The following is an 18,030-nucleotide window of genomic DNA, read 5'->3' as shown; positions in this document are numbered from 1 at the left end:
ATTATCCCGGCGCTCCGACGTCATCGAAGGGGATGGCATGGACGACTCCCTGCACAGCCTGAAGACGCCCAGGAAGGCTGCGATCAGCGCCTGGATCGGCAGCGCCCTCGAGTACTACGACTTCTTCATCTACGGCACGGCCGCCGCGCTGGTCTTCCCGAAGATCTTCTTCCCGGCCGGCAACCCGACCGCGGCCACGATCGCCTCGCTGGCCACGTTCGGCGTGGCCTACGTGGCCCGGCCGGTCGGCTCGTTCATCCTCGGGCACCTCGGGGACACCATCGGGCGCAAGAACGTCCTGGTCATCACGCTGGTCGGGATGGGGCTCGCGACGTTCCTGATCGGGATACTGCCGACCTACGAGCAGATCGGCATCGCCGCGCCGATCCTGCTTCTGGTCCTGCGCGTGGCGCAGGGCCTCGCGGTGGCGGGCGAGCAGTCGAGCGCGAGCTCGGCCAGCCTCGAGCACGCCCCGGAGGACCGCCGCGCCTACTACACCAGCTTCACCCTCGCCGGCACGCAGGGCGGCAACATCCTCGCCACGGTGGTGTTCATCCCGATCGGCGCGCTCCCGGAGGACGCACTGCTGAGCTGGGGCTGGCGGATCCCGTTCCTGCTCAGCGCCATCGTGATGTTCGTCGGCCTGTGGATCCGGCGCGCCCTGCGCGAGAGCCCGGTCTTCGAGGAGGAGAAGGAGCGCCAAGAGGTGCGCCGCGCCCCGCTGCCGGTGCTGTTCCGCAGCTACACGCCCGTGGTGCTGAAGGTGCTCTTCGCCGCCCTCGTCTCCGTCATCAGCACGCTCTTCTCGATCTACGCCCTGACCTACGGCGTCAACACGATGGGGCTGTCCCGCACGAGCATGCTGTGGATGGTCGCCCTCGCCAACGTGGTGGCGCTCGGCGCGATCCCGCTGTGGGGGATGCTGGCCGACCGGATCGGGCGCAAGCCGGTCTACGTCGTGGGCGCCCTCGGTCCCGCGATCCTGATCTGGCCCTTCATCTGGTCGATCAGCCAGCAGAACATCGTGCTGGTCTTCGTCTTCGGCATCCTGCAATCGGGGATCGTCTACAGCGCCTACAGCGGGGCCGCCTTCGCGTTGTGGAACGAGCAGTTCGACACCCGGGTGCGGATGTCGGGGGTGGCGGTCGGGACGCAGTTCGGGTTCGCGCTGGGCGGCTTCGCCCCATCGATCGCCGCCGCCCTCGCCGGCCCGGGGCTGGAGAACTGGGTGCCGGTCGCGATGTTCGGTTCCGGCGCGGCGCTCGTCGCGATGATCGCCGCGCTCACGATGCGCGAGACCTACCGGCTCCCCCTCGAGAAGCTGGGGAAGCCGGAGACGGCGCCCGCCTGAGCGGAGCACCTGAGTCAGGACCCCTCCTAGGTGGCTGGTGTCTTTCGGTGGTTGGTGTCCTGGGCCTGAACCGGCCTCCTGGCGGCCCCGCGCACTGCGCGGCGCCACCGGAGGCCCCACCGAAGACCACCTCCGGAGGCCGGTCCGCCACGCGAAAGACGCCAGCCACCTAGGCGATCCGGACCGCCGATACGCCGTTCACCCTCGGGAACCGGGCGAAGACCTCGGGATCGTGGCCGGGGACGACCAGGTCTGGCGAGTCGTCGAGGTCGTGTCAACCCCTGGCCGACAGTGCGTCGATCAGCAACGCGACGAGTGCCTCGTGCTGCACGTCGGCCGAGGACCCGATCTCCTCTTCCGAGCCGTCGAGCGCCTGCGCGGCGAGGCCTGCCTTGCCGTCGATCAGCTCGGCGATCCGGGCGTCGATCGTCTGCGCGGCGATGATGCGCCACGCGGTGACGGGTTGCGTCTGACCGATGCGGTGGCTGCGGTCGATCGCCTGGGTCTGCTCCGCGGCGGTCCAGGAGAGCTCGGCGAGCACGAGGTCGGAGGCCACCTGGAGGTTGATGCCCACACCGGCCGCGGTCAGCGAGCAGACCGCGATGGCCACGCCGGCGTCGTTCGTGAAGGCGTCGATGTTCCGCTGCCTCACCGCTGGCGTCTGGTCGCCGCGGATCGACGAGAAGCGGATGCCCTGTTCGGCGAACGTCTCCTCGGCGGCGTCCATCACGTCGACGTGCTTGGCGAAGAAGACGACCTTGCCCGCGCTGCGCGCGAGCTGGGCCGCGTAGTCGGCGGCGAGGCCCGCCTTCGCCTGGCCGATGCGCCGCATCATGCTGAAGACGTTCTCGCCGGTCTTCGAGGTGGTCGCATCCTTCTGCTCCCACTTGGCCACCTGGCGCACGAGATCGTGGTCGATCCCCTCGACGACGGCGCCGGTTCGGCGGGCGGCCAGCGCGTCGTCGTAGCGCGACACCATCCGGCGGGCGAGTTCGCGCTCGGCCGCCCGGATCGACCGGCCGGCCGCCCCCTCGAGCTCGACGGGGAGGTCGGCGACGCGGCGCGCGGGGATGTCGGCGGCCACGTCGACCTTGCGGCGACGGACGATGCCGAGATCGACGACGGACTGACGGGCCGCGGCGTAGAACCCAGGGTCGGCGGGGGTCAGGCCCGTGCCGTCGAGGGCGTTCATCAGCTCGGCGAGCGGCTTCTTCTCGTCGATCCAGCCGAGGAACTGCCAGATCGCCCGGAAGTCCTCGATGTCGTTGATCAGCGGGGTGCCGGTGAGGGCCATCAGCAGCGGGCGCGCGGTGAAGGACCGGATCTGCTCGGAGAGCGCCAGCACGTTGCGCGAGCGCCGGGAGGACTTGTTCTTGATGAAGTGCGCCTCGTCGACGACCATGCCGCGCAGCCCGAAGTCGCCGAGCCACCCCACGTGGCGGTCCAGCACCTCGTAGTTGACGACGACGATGTCGGCGAACCCGTCGATCGAGTCACCGTCCCCGTGGATCACGGTGACCGAGCGGTGGGGCGTCCACATCCCGGCCTCGCGCGCCCAGTTCGTCTTGACGACGTTCGGCACGACCACGAGCAGCGGATAGGCGTTCGCCGCCTCCGCGGCGAGCAGCGCCTGGGCCGTCTTGCCCAGCCCCGGCTCGTCGGCGAGCAGGAAGGTCCGGTGGCCCGCGGCGGCCGCGGCGACCAGCCCGCCCTGGTGCGGCATCAGCTCCATGCCGCGCGGCGTGTACCGGGAGGTCGGCGAGGGGAGGGCCATGCACGCCGAGGCGCCGCTTCCCGCGCGCTCGAACGAGCTGAGCAGCGGGCCGATCAGCTCCCACGTGGCCAGCCGCGTCGGGCGGGGTGCGCTCGGCCGGACGGCGGCGACGTCGGGGGCGAGGAAGGGGTTCGCCAGCTGCCGCGAGACGACCGACCGCGGCACCACCCGGTTCTCGGTGGCGGCCACATCGGGCTCAGCGGGCGGGAGCTCCTCGGCCACCGGCTCGATGCCCGCGGTCCTCAGCATGTCCCGCTTGAGCGAGCGAGCCTCGTCGGAGACGACGGCATCCTCGGTGAGGAGCGCGAGAAGCTCGTAATCACGCACGGCGCTCTTCGCGAGGATGGTCGCGATGCCGTCGAGGCGCTTGAGCTGCTCGGCCCGGTGTGCGTCGCTGCTGTTCTCCTCTGCCCGCACCCTGGCGCGCTCATCACGGAGCATCAACGCGACGGCCTGGAACTTCGTGCGTGTCGCGGGCGTGGCGCGACCGCTCCGCAGCGCTGCCTCGACCTCCCGGACCGCGCGGGCGAGCACCGAGTAGACGTCCTGGTTGACGTCCCGGTTGACCTCGTCGCGACGGCGGCCGTGACGACGGTCGCGCGGGACGCTGTGGCGAGCCCGTGTCCGGGGCTGGCCTTGTCGAGCCACTGACTCCTCCTGGGTGCGCGGTCCGGCAGCCGTGCCGCGCAAGTGCTGCGATCGAGCGATGGACATCGCCGGGTCGAGGGCCGTGGTGGCTCCTCGGAACGTGAGTGGAGCCGCGGATCTGCTCGGAGCGACGCTCCGGCAAGCAGTCCGCCCGCATGCGGCGGCGTGACATCGCCACTGATAGGCGGCCTTGGCATCCCCCGCACAGGGCCGGCGTCGCCAGACGAGCGCGTCCGCAGGCTCGGTACCCGTGGTCATCGTACCTCGCGGGCGACGACCCGTGGCGATCCTGGCCCGGCGGGTCCGGTCACACCACCGAGATCGCCGAGGCCGGCGCTACCCCCCGAGGCCATCGCGGCTGCGGCGGTCGAACCCCGCCCGCTGTCTGTGCGGCGTCGCCCGCGAAACCGTTGCCTACCTCGGCTGATCGGGGCGGGGACCGGCCGGCGTGACCGATCCGGTGAACCGCAGCGAAGGCACCTCGCGAAGGCCCGAGGTCGTGGGCCGCCGCGCGAGCTCGAGGTCCTGCATGCGGAACCGCTTGCCGTAGGTGCGCGTCACCGCCTCGGCGGCAGCGCTGAGCTCGGTGCCGGCGCGCAGCGCCCCGATCCCGGTGTTCAGCACGCGGAGCGCGATGGTGTTCTCCCCGGCGCGCAGCCGGTCGGTGACGTCGACGGTGTACGGCGGCGCCCACGCCCAGCCGCAGTCGTCGCCGTTCACCATGACCTGCACGACCTCGCCCACCGGCGCGGTGACCTCTGCGCGGAACGACGCCCCGCGCAGGCCCCGCTCGCCTGCGACGTCCTGATCGCGGGTATGCACCGGACCGAGGTCGAGCAGGACCCGCCCGCGGAGGCGCTCGGCCGCGACGCCGACGGTCGTCTCGTACATGGCGGCGCCCGAGTAGTCGGCCCGCCCGGGGTCGTCCTCCCACCGGTGCGGAAGTGCCACGGCCTGCCGGACGTGCGGGATGTCGGCGTACGTGACGGTCCACGGCCCGGCGAGGTCGACCGTCTCGACCGGGCCGGCGGCAGGTGTGTCCGGGACCTCCGCGCCGGGCGTGGGCAGCGCGACGACGACGGCCGCCTCGTACGGCTGGAGCTCGAGCGGCACCCCACCGTCGCGCGTGCTGATCCGATGGGCGCGCCCGGTCCGGGCGTCCCACCGCTCGAACGCGGCCGCGGCGTCGCGCGGCAGCAGGGAGAACGCGCGCGGGGACGGGCCGGTGTTCGCGACGAAGTAGACGTCGGCGTCGCCCACGCGGCGGTGTGCGACGCCGACATCGGGTGTCGACGGGGCGTCCGGCGGCACGAGCGCGCCGAGCACGGGCGGCAGCGCATCGACGTCCTCGATGGCGGTCCAACCGTCCCGGCGCACGATGCCTCCGACGGTCACGACGGCGGGGTGCTTCTCGAGGAGCCGCTCGGTGGCCTCCGGCAGATCCCGCACGAACGGGAGGACGACCGCGCGGTACCGGTTCCAGTCGGCCTCCTGGAGGGCCGTGTCGTCGACGAGGTCGTAGTCGTACCCGGCCTCGCGCAACGCGGCGGGCAGCGCATCCCCGATGTGCTGGCGGGTGGCGTGCCAGAGGTCGAGGTAGCCCCGGGTACCCGGGGTGAAGTGCTGTACGGCGTCGCGGCTCGGGGCGTAGAGCGCGATGTCGACGACCGGCTCACCCTGCCGCATCAGCCAGCACAGGCGGTGCAGGTACCGGGTGAGCTCTGCCATCGCGGGCCACCACGGGTTCGCGTCGTTGAGGGCGCCGGACGCGTAGAAGATCCAACCGGGCGCGCCGGGTGGCGAGTACGGCCAGCCGTGCCCGATGAGCTGGTTGACGCCGAGGAGCAGGTGCTCGTGCGCCTCACCGGCGAGGTCGAGCGGTGTTGCCGCGAAGGACGGCGAGTGCACCCAGGTCCAGGTCTCCGACGAGATCACCGGACGGTTGTAGAGGTGCCCGGCCGACGTCGCCCATTTGGTCTGCGTGACCGAGCGCCATCCCCAGCCCTCACCCTCCGGCAGGTCGGCGTGCCGGTAGGCCGACAGCGTGCCGGGCGGCTGCCCGTAGCTCTGGATGCGGAACAGCACACCGTGTTCCCGCGCCCACTCGCGCACGACGGCGACGAAGTTCTCCTCGTAGAGCTCCCCGAGCGTCGCCGCGACGTCGGCGCGGACCCGCTCGCAGCCTTCGCCGCGAGTGTGCAGCAGCGGCAGCTCGGGCAGGAGGTCGTATCCGCGGCGGGCGCGGAACTCGGCGGGCAGGGCTGGCGTCCAGTCCGCCGCGTACACCTCGAGGCTGTCGCAGAAAACCGCGGTCACGAGCTCGCTCGACACCGCCGCGAGGATCGGGTCGGCGACTGCCAGCAGGTGCGCCTCGGTGGCGGCCCGGCTGCAGTGGTCGAGCACCGGGCCCTCGGCGCCAACCGCGGCGCGCTTGACGTTCTGGCCGGTGGGGCTCGAGACGGCGAGGAGGACCATCCGCGGTCCCGAGCCCTCGGGGACGTGGACCGCGCCGTCGTGGACCCGCAGCTGTGCCCAGCTGGTGGGCGGCTCCTGCTCCGAACCGTCGCCGATGTACGCGGCGACGAGCTCGTCACCCGGCCACGGCTGCGTCGTGGCTATCCGGAGTGGACGCGGCGGCACCTCGCGCACGTCCCACCGCAGCCGCCGGGCGGCGGTCTCATCGGTGATGTGCGGGCCGCCGTAGGACCATCCGCTGCCGATGGTGACGTCGAAGCGGAGGCCGAGCCGGGACGCCGTCTCGGCGGCGAACCGCAGCCGGGACAGGTGTCGCTCGGACAGGAATCCACCCGCCTCCCGGTCCGCCTCGGATGCGGACATCGGGTACACGTGGGCGACCTCGACGCCGCCGATGCCGGCCGCCGCCATGGCCGCCAGCTCGCGGGCGAGCTCGGCCTCCTCGACGAAGGGGCCGAACCACCACCACCGCATCATGACCCGGCCATCCGGCGGAGGGGCGGCGAAGCCGGCCCGCAGCGCGCGTACGTCCTGCCCCGTTGACGGCATCGTCTCGACTCCTCGGGTCGCCGGCTCCATCGATGCGACGGAATTGGAACGTATCAATGTCCCTGCTTCGGCACCAACTTCCCGTGGAGGACCGTGACGTCGGGAAGTCGCTTGAAGCGATTCAGAACGCAAGCGGTGCTGCCCTCAGGCCCCGTCGGCGGCTTCAGCGCTTGCACGGATCGCTGATCCGGCCGAGACCGCGCCCTTGCGAGTGCGGTGTGCCGGACCGGAAGGTGTGGTCATGACGTCGATCGGAGAGGTGCCGGCCGCGCGGTTGGGGGATGCCGCCACCGTGCTCGACGAGGACCAGATCACGGCGTTCGTGCGCGAGCGGCTCGCCGCCCATCCCTTCGACGGGCGCAGCGTCTGCGTGCTGGTGCCGGACGCCACCCGGACCTGTCCGCTACCGCTCCTCCTGCGCGCGGTGCACGGCGCGTTGCACGGCCGGGTGAGCCGGCTGACGGTGCTGGTCGCGCTGGGCACCCACGCCGCGATGGGAGAGGAGGCGCTGGCCCGGCACCTCGGCTACGTACCGGGACGACTGGAGGAGACCTATCCCGGCACCACGGTGGTCAACCACGAGTGGTGGAAGGCCGAGACGTTCGCCGACCTCGGAACGATCCCGGCGGCCCGGATCGCCGAGCTGTCGGAGGGCCGGATGAGCCTCGACGTCCCGGTGCTGCTCAACCGGGCTGTGGTGGAGCACGACGTCGCACTCGTGCTCGGCCCGGTGCTGCCGCACGAGGTCGTCGGCATCTCGGGCGGCAACAAGTACTTCTTCCCCGGAGTCGGCGGCCAGAAGATCATCGACGTTTCGCACTGGCTCGGCGCCCTGATCACCTCCGCCGAGATCATCGGCACCACCGGGATCACGCCGGTGCGCGCACTGATCGACGATGGGGCGGCGCTGATCCCGTCGGAGAAGCTCGCGCTGTGCGTGGTGACCGCCGAGGCCGAGGCAGGCCTGCACAGCGTGTCGTTCGGGGAGACCCGGGCGTCGTGGGCGTCGGCGGCACAGGTGTGCGCCGCCACGCACGTGACCTATCTCGACGCGCCGGTCCGCCGGGTGCTCTCGATCGTCCCGCCGATGTACGACGAGATCTGGACGGCGGCCAAGGGCTTCTACAAGCTCGAACCGGTGGTGGCCGACGGCGGCGAAGTGATCCTCTACGCCCCGCACGTCAAGGAGCTGTCCTCCACCCACCGGGAGATCTACGAGATCGGCTACCACTGCCGCGACTACTTCCTCGCGCAGTGGGACCGGTTCGCCCACATCCACTGGGGCGTGCTCGCGCACTCGACGCACCTGCGCGGCGCCGGCAGCTACGACCCGGAGACGGGGGAGGAGCGGCTGCGCGTGCAGGTGACGCTGGCATCGGCAATCCCCGAGGACATCTGCCGCTCGGCGAACCTCGGCTACCTCGACCCGGCGTCGATCGACGTCGCGGCGTTCGCCGCCGACCCGGACACGCTGGTGGTGCCGCGGGCGGGGGAGATGCTGTTCCGGCTGCGTTGAGGCGGCACAGGGGGCTCGACCTGCGAACAGATCAGTTCGGTCGGGTCGTCAGCTGCGGGGCCGTTCGATGCCCGATGGTTTGATCGCGGCGGGGCCGGGAACGCAGTGTCACGCAGGCGGGCGCGTCGCTCTATTCACGTGAGCGCGGGGCAACAGCGCGCCGTCATCCGTCAACCGTCGTCGCCACGGTCAAGGCCAGTTGCATCGAAAGGAGAACTGCGCTGTGATCATCCTCGGACTCGTACTCCTGCTCGTCGGTTGGTTGACCGGCCTGAGCATCCTCTACACGGTCGGCTCCATCGTGCTCATCGTCGGCATCGTGTTCTTCATCCTCGGAAACGTCGGTCGTCCGGTAGGCGGTCGAAAAGTCTGGTTCTGACCGCGCATCGCGGTTGTAGGCCCACCCAGCCGACGGTTCGAGACGGGCGGAAAGCCCGTCTCGAACCGTTCGCGTGTCTGGCCCGATCGCGGCACTCGGGCCAGAGTGACCAGTCGCCGCCGGCGGCGTTCGAGAGGAGTGCGGCATGAAGATCGGGCTCGTGGTCATGGACGAGGACCCGGCCGATGCGCTGAGGATCGTCCGGGCGGCCGACCGAGCGGGCGTGCACTCGCTGTGGAGCATCGACTACTACAACCGCAGCAGCCTCACCCGGGCGGCAGCTTTCGCCGCGGTGTCCGAGAACGCGCTCGTCGGCACGAGCGTCACCCCGCTGTTCGCCCGCTCGGCGCTGGCGCTCGCGTCGGCCGCCGCCGACGTGCAGGCGATCGCAGGGGGCCGGTTCGTGCTGGGCGTGGGCAGCAGCACGCGCCGGATGAACCAGGACTGGTACGGCGCCGCGCTGCAGCACCCGGCGCCGCAGGTGCGGGAGCGGGTCGAGCTGGTCCGGCGGCTGATCGCGCACCGCAGCGGCCCGTTCCGGTTCGAGGGCGACTTCGACCGCGTGACGCTGGGGCACTACGAGCGCACCGCGTTGCCCGACAGCGTGCCGATCATGGCCGCAGGCGTGGGGGAGCACATGATCAGGGCGGTCGGTGAGTGCGCCGACGGGTTCGTGGGGCACACGATCGCCTCGGCCGGCTACCTGCGTGACACCGCTCGCCCGTTGCTGGCGAAGGGCGCTGCCCGATCGGGCCGGGACGTGGCGCGGCTGCGGATGACGACCCAGATCGTCGCCGCTGCCGGCTCCGACGTGCGTGCGGCACGGCGTGACGCGGCGGCTCAGGTCGGGTTCTACGCCACACCCAAGGGTTACGACGCACTGTTCCCGGAGGGTCGGTTCGGCGCCGAGCGGGCCGCTGCGCGCGCGGCGGTCGCCGGTGGCGACGTGGCCGGGGTGGTCGCAGCGGGGGAGGCGATGGCCGAGGAGCGGGCCGTGTTCGGTGCGCCGGAGGACGTGGCCGAACAGTTGCGCCGCTACGCCGATGTCGTCGACTGGGCGCTGCTCTACCCGCCGCATTTCGGGGTCGACCAGGAGCGGGTCCACGCCAACGAGCTGGCGCTGATCGAGGTCGCGTCGGGCTGGACGTCCTGATCGGCACGATCAGCACCTCGGCGCGACACGCCGGCAGGGACGACATCACCCCGGTTCCACGGGCATGATCAAGGCTTCGGCGCGAAAGCGGGCGAAAACGACCCGGGAACGCGCCGAACTGCTGATCAAGCCGCCATTCCGGTGACCACGCGACGATCAAGGCGAAATGGTCGCCAGATGATCTCCAATCGCGACCATCAGCCCTTGATCGCCGCGGTGACCTGCCGGTATCGAGTGCGGGTATGTGTCAGGTTCTTCCGGTCAGGAATTGGCGGACGGAAAGCGGGGGGCGCGCTTCTCGCGCAGCGCCGCACAGCCCTCGACGACGTCCGGTCCGAGGAAGGTCAACATCTCGTATGCGGCGGACTGGTCGAACGTGGGTCCAGCGGCGCGCAGCCAGTTGTTGAGTGCCTTCTTGGTGAGCCGGATCGCGGGCCGGGAGCCGGTGGCGAGCGCGTCGGCCACGCGAAGGGCCTCGTCGAGGACCTGGTCGCGGGGCACGGCCTTGGCGACCATGCCGAGTCGTTCGGCCTCGGCGCCGGTGATCATCTCGCCGGTGAGCAGGTAGTAGCGGGCCTTCGCCATCCCGGCCAGCAGGGGCCAGATGATCGCGGCGTGGTCCCCGGCGGCGACGCCGAGCTTGACGTGCCCGTCGCCGATGCGGGCGTCGTCGGCGGCGATGGCGATGTCGGCCAGCAATGCGGCGACGGTGCCTGCGCCGACGGCGACGCCGTTGATGGCCGAGACGATCGGCTTCTCACAGTTGATGATGTTGTAGACGAGGTCGCTCATCTCCTTGAGCATGTGCGAGACCCGGTCGTAGTCGCCTGTCATCCGCTCGACCATCGCGAGGTCACCACCGGCGGAGAACGCCTTGCCCGCGCCGGTGATGACCGCGACGCGGGTCTCGGGGTCGGCGGAGACGTCGGTCCAGACCCGGGCGAGCTCGCCGTGCATCACCTCGTCGGCGGCGTTGTACTTCTCCGGCCGGTCGAGCGTGATGAGCAGGACACCGTTCGCGCGGCGGGAGAACGTCAGCTGCTGGTACGCGTCGAAGCTCACCGGCCCGAGTCAACCACATGTCGACCGAGGCGCCCAAAAACCGACTCATCGGTTGGAGAACGGGCGGCGAGTCGATACCGTTCGGTGGTGGATCTCGGGAACAGAGTGGCGCTGGTGACCGGGGCGGCGTCGGGCATCGGCAGGGCCACCGCGGTCGCGCTTGCCGCGGCGGGCGCCACGGTCGCCGCCGCCGACCGCGACGCCGACGGGCTCGCCGCCGCGGTGCGGACGATCGGGAGCCGGGCCACCGCGCACCAGGTCGACCTGGCCGACAGGCAGGCGATCCTGGCACTTCGCGATGAGGTGGTCGCCGCACACGGCGTGCCGGATGTGATCGTCAACGCGGCGGGCTTCGATCGCGCCGAACCGTTCATGGACAACGACGACGAGCTGTGGGAGCGCCTGGCCGCGGTGAACTTCCTCGGACCGATCCGGCTGACCCGCGCGTTCCTCGAGCCGATCCTCGCGGCGGAGCGCACCGTCAAGATCGTCAACATCGCCAGCGACGCGGGACGGGTCGGCAGCATGGGGGAGACGGTCTACGCGGGCACCAAGGGCGGGCTGATCGCGTTCACCAAGTCACTGGCCAGGGAGATGGCCCGCCATCGCATCAACGTCAACTGCGTGTGTCCCGGCCCTACCGACACCCCGCTGTTCGCGACCCTGCCCGAGAAGGTCCGGGAGGGGCTGGTCCGGGCCATTCCGTTCCGCAGGCTCGCGACCCCGGAAGAGGTGGCCGACGCGGTCCTGTTCTTCGCTTCGGACTACTCGAACTTCATCACCGGCCAGGTGCTCAGCGTCAGCGGCGGCCTGACGATGGCCGGCTGACGGCGTTCTCGAGGCTGAGCATCCGGGAGGCGGTGTCGACGACGGCCTCCCACAGCTCGGTCTTCTGCTCAGGGGGCAGCGAGGGACGGATCCACAGCGAGGACTGGTTGAGCACGCCGTGCAGGCACTGCAGGGCGACGTCGGGGTTCGGGCAGTCGAACTCGCCCGCGGCGAGCCCGGCCTCCACCACTCGCCGGAAGATCGCGTCGTGGCGGCGCCTGCTGTCCTTGATGGTGTCCTGGAAGGACTCCGGCCACGTCGTCGGCCATGAGAAGACCGTGGCGACCTCGGGGGCGGTGTCGGTGAGGATGCGGACCTGCTCCCGGATCAGCGTGCGGATCTGTTCGAGGTGGCTGCGGTCGGAAACCTTGTCGAGCTCCGCCTCGAGCCGCCGGTTGACGTCGACCGTCAGCGCCTCGATCACCGTCGCGACCAGCTCGTCCTTGCCGGAGAAGTAGTGGTAGAGGGTGGCCTTGGCGATGTCGGTCCGTTCGGCGACGTCCTCCAGGTTCATCCCCTGGTAGCCGTGCTCGGCCAGCAGCTCCGTCGCGGTGCGGACGATCTCGGCCTTGCGGCGGTCGCGTCGTCGCGCAACCCGGCTGGTCGGCCGGGCGGCCGTGGCCGTCACTGGCTCAGCCACTGATCATCCGCTCCCGTCGCAGGCGGGGCTGGGTCACCAGCCCGGACGAACAGAGTGTAGGTCGGTCGACCGGTCGGACAGTTCTTCGACTCGTCAGCTGATCGCGAGATCGCGCGGGCCTCCATGCCGCGCCCACGGGTTCGATCCGCGTATCGAGACAGTGAGACGCGACGGCCTCGGGGGGTGTGGTCTCGATACGGGCCGGCGCTGGGGCGCCGTCCCTACTCGACCACCGGAGGGCTGGGGCGCCGGCTTCGTCGGGGTCGTGCTGGTCAGGCGGGTGGCGAGTAGCCGCGCAGCAAGGGGAGCAGTACGAGGTCGACGATCTCGACCACGACTGTGTCGGGGATGGCTAGTCCGTTGAAGACGGCGTGGGCCAGTAGGAGGTCGGGGCCGACCATCGTGACGCGCGGGGTGAGAGCAGTGGCGGCGATCTCCCCGCGCACCGCAGCGCGCCGGCTCACCTCCATGAGCGGCCCGGTGAACGGGAGAACGATGTGCGGGCGGAGGGCCTCGGCGAGTTCCGGCGTCCGGATGCACTCGCCGACCAAGGCGAGTACCGCTGCCCCGACGTGACTGTCGAAGATGTCGGCGGTCTGGCGCAGCACCGCCAGTAGCTGCCCACGCATGTCGCCGTCGTCGTCGGGGACGTCGATGTGCGGCAACGAGGACTGGAAGGCGTCCAGCACCAGGTCGGTCTTGCTCGGCCAGTGGCGGTAGAGCGTGGCCTTGCCGGTGCGGGCCCTTGCCGCGACGGCGTCCATGGTCAAGGCGGTGATGCCGCCCTCGCGGAGCTCGTCGAGCACGGCGGCGTGGATCGCCGTGCGCAGCTCGTCTCCGCGCTTGCGGCGCTGGACCGGCGCGGGTTCGTCGGCGGCGTCGAACTCGAGCATCTGCACACCCTAGTCGCGGCTACAGGATACGGTGACGTACATTACAAGAGACAATCCAGTTCCTTGTTGCGAACTCATAGTCTCTTATCCGAGACTTCGGGTCCATGGAGTCCATGCCCGCGACCGCGCGCGAGGCCCCCCGGGTCGTCACGAAGAGCCCGCAGCCCGCCGCTGATCGCGTCCGGTCTGCGGCGCCCGAGCCGCAACCGCCGGCGTCGAAGGGCTGGGGCCTACCCCTGGCGGTGCTGGTCGCCGGGATGTTCATGTCGATCCTGGACATCAGCATCGTCAACGTGGCGATGGCGTCGATGTCCAAGGACTTCGGCACCAGTACCGAGGACATGCAGTGGATCAGCACCGCGTACAGCCTGAGCGAGGGCGTGGTGGTGCCGATCAGCGCATGGGTGGGTGCGCGGTTCGGGCTCAAGCGCGTCTACATCTGGTCGCTGGTGCTGTTCACCGTGGGCTCGGTGTTGTGTGGCCTGGCCGGTGACCTGGGCAGTCTGATCGGATTCCGGGTGCTGCAGGCCATCCCCGGTGGGATCATTCCGGTGACCTGCCTGACCATCCTCTACCGCATCGTGCCGAAGGAGAAGATCGGCGCGGCGATGGGCGTGTACGGGGTGGGCGTCGCGGTCGCGCCCGCCATCGGCCCGGCGCTGGGCGGTTACCTCGTCGAACACTTCAGCTGGCGCACGATCTTCTTCATCAACGTGCCGGTCGGCATCCTGGGCACGATCGCGGGCATCTTCGTGCTGACGAGCTTCGCCGCCGAGCGGAACAAGCCCTTCGATCTGCCGGGCTTCCTCTGCATCGGGGGCGCCCTGGTGGCCCTGTTGTTGGCGATCGAGGAGGGCGACGACTGGGAATGGAACAGCTACCCGATCGTCATGCTGTTCCTCCTCGGGGCCATCCTGCTGGCGCTGTTCGTCGTGATCGAGCTCTCGGTCGAGCATCCGCTGCTGGACCTGCGGATGTTCCGGACCCGGACGTTCGTCGTCTCCCTGCTGCTGATCGTCGCGATGATGGTCGGGATGTTCGTGGTGATGCTGTACATACCGGTGTTCCTGCAGAACGTCCAGGGGTTGAACGCGCTGAACGCCGGCCTGGACTTGCTGCCGCAGGCAGTGGTGATGGCTTTTGCCATGGCGGTGGGCGGTCAGCTGTACGACAGGCTGGGAGCGCGCGGGCCGGCGGTCGTCGGGCTGCTGCTCGTCGGCACCGGGATGATGCTGCTCTCCCGGATCACCCCCGACATCCCGCGCAGTTCCTTGATCCTCGGGATGTGCGTGATGTCGGCCGGCATGGGACTGGCATTGATGCCGGCGATGACCGGCGGGGTCTCCGCGCTTCCCGGTCGGTACTCCGACATGGGGAGCGCCATGAACACGCTGGTCCAGCGGCTGGCCAGCTCGATCGGGCTGGCCCTGTTCACCGTCGCGTCGACGCACGACCGCGACCAGCTCCTGCAGGACCGGTCAGGGCTGATGGCGGGCAGTGGCGCCAACGCCAACTCGGGCGTCGCGGCATACGGCGAGCAAGGACAGCTCGAGCTGTACCAGCTGTATCAACAGGTGCAGGCCAACGTCCAGGCGCATGCCTACAGCACCGTGTTCGTCGTCGCCGGAAGCATCGCGTTCGCCGGAGCCGTGTTGGCGTTCCTCCTGCCGGCCGGGCGCCCCGCCGCAGGTTCCGGGAACATCGCCGTCCACTAGCCCGGGGCTTTCACGGGATCGGCCCGTGGGGTGTGTTGAACGGCTGAAAGGTGCCCCTGGATGTGGCTCGTCGAGGGCCATGTCCGTGCGAGTTCAGGAGCATCTTCCAGGTGAGCAAGCGTAGTGGGTTCTACCCCTGTCCCGGCGTGGGCACGGCCGGCTGGAATGTGGTGTCGCAGGCCGGTGGGCTGTTGCTGACCGAGGCCATCCGCACCGTCGGGCTCGACAAGCAGCTATCGGAAGCGCTGGCGGGCTGGCGGCACTAGAACGCGCGCCACGATCCAGCAAAGATCGTGCTCGATCTCGCGGTGACACTCGCGCTGGGCGGGGACTGCCTGGTCGACATCGCCGTGCTGCGCGCCGAACCCGGCCTGTTCGGCCCGGTGGCCTCGGATCGGACGGTGTCCCGGGCGATCGACCGGCTCGCCAATGACCCGGACGCGGCGTTGCGCGCGATCAACACCGCCCGGGCGGCGGCGGGCCCGAGCCTGGGAGCCGGCTGGCGGGCACGCCCCGGACCGCCGCATCGACGCCGGTAACCCCCTGACTGTCGATGTCGACGCCACGCTGGTCACCCGCTCACAGCGACAAGGAAGGCGCAGCCCGACGTTCAAGAAGGGGTTCGGGCATCATCCGCTGTGGGCGTTCGTCGACCACGGCGGCACTGGTAACGACGCCGGGACCGGCGAGCCGCTGTCGGTGCTGCTGCGCCCAGTCAACGCCGGCTCCAACACCGCCGCCGACCACATCACCGTCATCCGTGAGGCGCTGCGCCAGCTGCCCGGCCACCCGCCCGGGACGCAAGATCCTGATCCGGATCGACTCGGCCGGGTGCACCCACGAGCTGCTGGAGTGGATCGGCGCGGGCAGCGGCTGTCCTACTCGGTCGGGTTCAACCTGCCCGACACGCGGCCTGCTGCGCCAGTACTTCCCCAAACGCACCGACCTCTCGATCCACACGACCGACGACCTACGCGCCATCCAAGATCGACTGATCGACCGGCCCCGCGACGGCCTCGGCTGGCGGACGCCAACCGAATGCTTCGAGCAGGCTCTGGCACCATGATCAGGTCACCGCTGCGATGATCACTTGATCCGTCGGCGGCCCGGTTCGCCGCTTGCTGGCACATCTAGTGCTCTAGACCTCCTGCGACTAACGATCGTGGGTAACACTTGTCCCGTGGTCTCCGAGCCTCGTGGCGCCGGGCTGAGGAGGACACGATGGCGTCGAGTGACAACAGATGGATAGTTGGCGTCGGGACGGTCACAACTGCCGTACTCGTGACAATAGTTGTACTAATACTTGGACCTCTTGCCGGCCTCGAGATGGAGACCGAGCGCCTTGCCGCCATCCTGGCATTCTTCGGAATTGTAGTTTCTGGAATCGTGACGCTCATAGGACTCTTCCTGAAGCGGATTGCCGAGCATCGACTCGAGAAAGAAAGGGAGCAGGAAAACGACAGGCTCATGCTTGAGGCGGCGATGCAAGCCGGCTCTCTACTCGCTCAAACAGGCGATCGTCCGACAACGCCTGCAACAATGGCATCAGGATTGCTGGCCCTGAGCAAGCTCGGCCAATGCGAACTAGCGGTTGCGTTGCTCGTGGATCTTTGGGACGACATGGGCGCCCTGCACGGCGACCGAAGCGGGCGCAACATGTCGGTGGCTACACCCGCACGAGTTTCCAACGAAACGGCGATCCTAACTATCGACGCCGCACTCAGGAGTGGCGAGAAGAACGCGCCGCTCGTTGCAGCTGAGCTGCTTTGCCGAAACGCGAAGCGACTTGATGCGTGCCAGTCGCTGCATTGGCCGAGCGCGGTCGATGGGCGGTGGCTCCCGCATGTCGGACAAAAGACAAAGCTCCTCCTGGTGGATGCCCTAATCAGAATGACAACAACGAGCCCACCCAATGAGAATGCACTCCGCTCGTTGGCAGTTAGGCTATTTGGAATCTGGCATGAAGACCCGAGTGATAGCGTCAAGGGCTGCATTGGGAAGCTAATCGACACCATAGTTCCTCACCTAGAGGAGTGCAGCTATAAGGAATTCATTGAAGGCCCTCGCGTCGTGACGCTCGCCCAATTGCAGGAGGCGGCGGCGAGCAAGAAGGATAAGTCTGACCATTTCCTCGCCGTCATGATGGACGAGCGGTGCGCTATGCTCAAAGCCTGGGCCGAGCAGTGCCATTCCAACTTCTCGCTCCGCTGCGGCGCATTGGGTGACGGAATAAGCAATCAAAACTCGCAGACGTCGCTCACCTTGCCCGCCCTTCTCGGCTAAATCAGCATGTCGCAATTCATGTGCAACGCTGGGGTCGTTTGGTCAGAGAGGCGAGCAGGGGTCGAACCCGAAACTGCCGAGGCTAGACGCGAGAATGAGAGACTGCAGCCCTGGATTGCGGACCATCTCATAATTGGCAATGCGCCATTGGGCATCTTGATTGTCGGCATAAGAGACGAAAGAACGAGGTGTCGATCCGCAATGTCATGCGACACGCGTTTCTCTGCGCATCCCTGCGCCCGGGACGGTCGGGGCGATGACGGAACCCGTCATGCGAACCCCCTTAGGTAGGGGCAGACGGGCCCATAAGGCAACACCGATGGTGGCAGAAGGTGATCAGACACGGGGACGTCAGATGTAGCAGATGTGCGGCGTTCGCGTGTTGGAACCGCGGAACGCACCCCCGGGGTGCGTCAGGGCGCCGGAGGCGTTCGTGGGCGCGCCGTACCCGGCCCCGGATAGCCCCGGCCTCACCCACGAGCCCTCGGCCGCCGGCGTGCTCTCACCGGTTCACCTCTACTCTTCGCCTTGCGAGGGTGGCCGGGTGGGTGCACTACCGAATCATGTGGTTGCTCGGGCGGCCGTCCCCGACGCGGGGGCACGCCCGTCCTCGACGAGACCACCGCAGTTGCGTGCCACGCGACCGGCTGTGGTCCCGCTGTCACCCCTGGCCGCCCCTGGAATCTGGGGTGTGATCAGCGGGATCGGGACCCGAGCTGCACCCCTGCGGCTGGTGTCCCGGTCCTGCTGATCTTGGACCTGTG

The 18,030-nt window shown here is 69.4% G+C and carries 12 protein-coding genes and 1 pseudogene; 8 read left to right on the top strand and 5 right to left on the bottom strand.

Features of this window, described 5'->3' with window-relative positions:
* Nucleotides 1-37 precede the first annotated feature (37 nt).
* The gene (locus K1T35_RS37310) at nt 38-1,351 is read left to right on the top strand and encodes an MFS transporter (RefSeq protein ID WP_220256421.1); all 1,314 of its coding nucleotides are present in this window, start codon (nt 38-40) and stop codon (nt 1,349-1,351) included.
* Nucleotides 1,352-1,625: 274 nt separating this feature from the next.
* Here the strand turns inward: K1T35_RS37310 and K1T35_RS37305 are convergent, their stop codons facing one another.
* On the bottom strand, nt 1,626-3,773 hold the full coding sequence (locus K1T35_RS37305) for a DEAD/DEAH box helicase (protein ID WP_255621147.1): 2,148 nt from the start codon (nt 3,771-3,773) through the stop codon (nt 1,626-1,628).
* A 414-nt stretch (nt 3,774-4,187) separates the two neighbouring features.
* Entirely contained in the window at nt 4,188-6,797 is a 2,610-nt protein-coding gene (locus K1T35_RS37300; RefSeq protein ID WP_220256419.1) for a glycosyl hydrolase, read from the bottom strand.
* 241 nt (nt 6,798-7,038) lie between these two features.
* On the opposite strand from K1T35_RS37300, the gene K1T35_RS37295 reads away from it, so the two are divergent.
* From K1T35_RS37295 to K1T35_RS37285, 3 genes are all read left to right on the top strand, one after another.
* Nucleotides 7,039-8,313 carry a lactate racemase domain-containing protein gene (locus K1T35_RS37295; RefSeq protein WP_220256418.1) on the top strand — a complete coding sequence of 425 codons (1,275 nt, stop codon included), beginning with the start codon at nt 7,039-7,041 and terminating at the stop codon, nt 8,311-8,313.
* A gap of 223 nt (nt 8,314-8,536) precedes the next feature.
* Nucleotides 8,537-8,692, top strand: a complete 156-nt coding sequence (locus K1T35_RS37290; protein WP_220256417.1) for a hypothetical protein — start codon at nt 8,537-8,539, stop codon at nt 8,690-8,692.
* A 145-nt stretch (nt 8,693-8,837) separates the two neighbouring features.
* The gene (locus K1T35_RS37285) at nt 8,838-9,845 is read left to right on the top strand and encodes an LLM class flavin-dependent oxidoreductase (RefSeq protein WP_220256416.1); all 1,008 of its coding nucleotides are present in this window, start codon (nt 8,838-8,840) and stop codon (nt 9,843-9,845) included.
* A gap of 261 nt (nt 9,846-10,106) precedes the next feature.
* On the opposite strand, the gene K1T35_RS37280 is transcribed toward K1T35_RS37285, so the two are convergent.
* The gene (locus K1T35_RS37280; protein WP_220256415.1) at nt 10,107-10,907 is read right to left on the bottom strand and encodes an enoyl-CoA hydratase/isomerase family protein; all 801 of its coding nucleotides are present in this window, start codon (nt 10,905-10,907) and stop codon (nt 10,107-10,109) included.
* 87 nt (nt 10,908-10,994) lie between these two features.
* On the opposite strand from K1T35_RS37280, the gene K1T35_RS37275 reads away from it, so the two are divergent.
* Nucleotides 10,995-11,735 (top strand): SDR family NAD(P)-dependent oxidoreductase, encoded by a 741-nt coding sequence (locus tag K1T35_RS37275; protein WP_220256414.1) that lies wholly within the window; start codon nt 10,995-10,997, stop codon nt 11,733-11,735.
* Here the strand turns inward: K1T35_RS37275 and K1T35_RS37270 are convergent.
* Entirely contained in the window at nt 11,707-12,375 is a 669-nt protein-coding gene (locus K1T35_RS37270) for a TetR/AcrR family transcriptional regulator (protein ID WP_220256413.1), read from the bottom strand. The genes K1T35_RS37275 and K1T35_RS37270 overlap by 29 nt on opposite strands.
* A 272-nt stretch (nt 12,376-12,647) precedes the next feature.
* Complete coding sequence (locus tag K1T35_RS37265) at nt 12,648-13,268, bottom strand: TetR/AcrR family transcriptional regulator (protein WP_220256412.1); 621 nt, start codon at nt 13,266-13,268, stop codon at nt 12,648-12,650.
* Between the two features lie 104 nt (nt 13,269-13,372).
* Between K1T35_RS37265 and K1T35_RS37260 the strand changes: the two genes are divergently transcribed.
* The 3 genes and pseudogenes from K1T35_RS37260 (at nt 13,373) to K1T35_RS37240 (ending at nt 17,266) form a co-directional block, all read left to right on the top strand.
* Complete coding sequence (locus K1T35_RS37260; RefSeq protein WP_220256411.1) at nt 13,373-14,983, top strand: MDR family MFS transporter; 1,611 nt, start codon at nt 13,373-13,375, stop codon at nt 14,981-14,983.
* 110 nt (nt 14,984-15,093) lie between these two features.
* Nucleotides 15,094-15,889: pseudogene (locus tag K1T35_RS49445) on the top strand (transposase); the annotation flags it as partial.
* A 315-nt stretch (nt 15,890-16,204) separates the two neighbouring features.
* On the top strand, nt 16,205-17,266 hold the full coding sequence (locus K1T35_RS37240; RefSeq protein WP_220256407.1) for a hypothetical protein: 1,062 nt from the start codon (nt 16,205-16,207) through the stop codon (nt 17,264-17,266).
* Nucleotides 17,267-18,030: the final 764 nt, after the last annotated feature.

The sequence above is a fragment of the Pseudonocardia sp. DSM 110487 genome, from assembly GCF_019468565.1.
Classification (GTDB): Bacteria; Actinomycetota; Actinomycetes; order Mycobacteriales; family Pseudonocardiaceae; genus Pseudonocardia.
The sequence above is the reverse complement of the archived record's forward strand: the minus strand, read 5'-3'. Positions and strand labels throughout refer to the sequence as shown.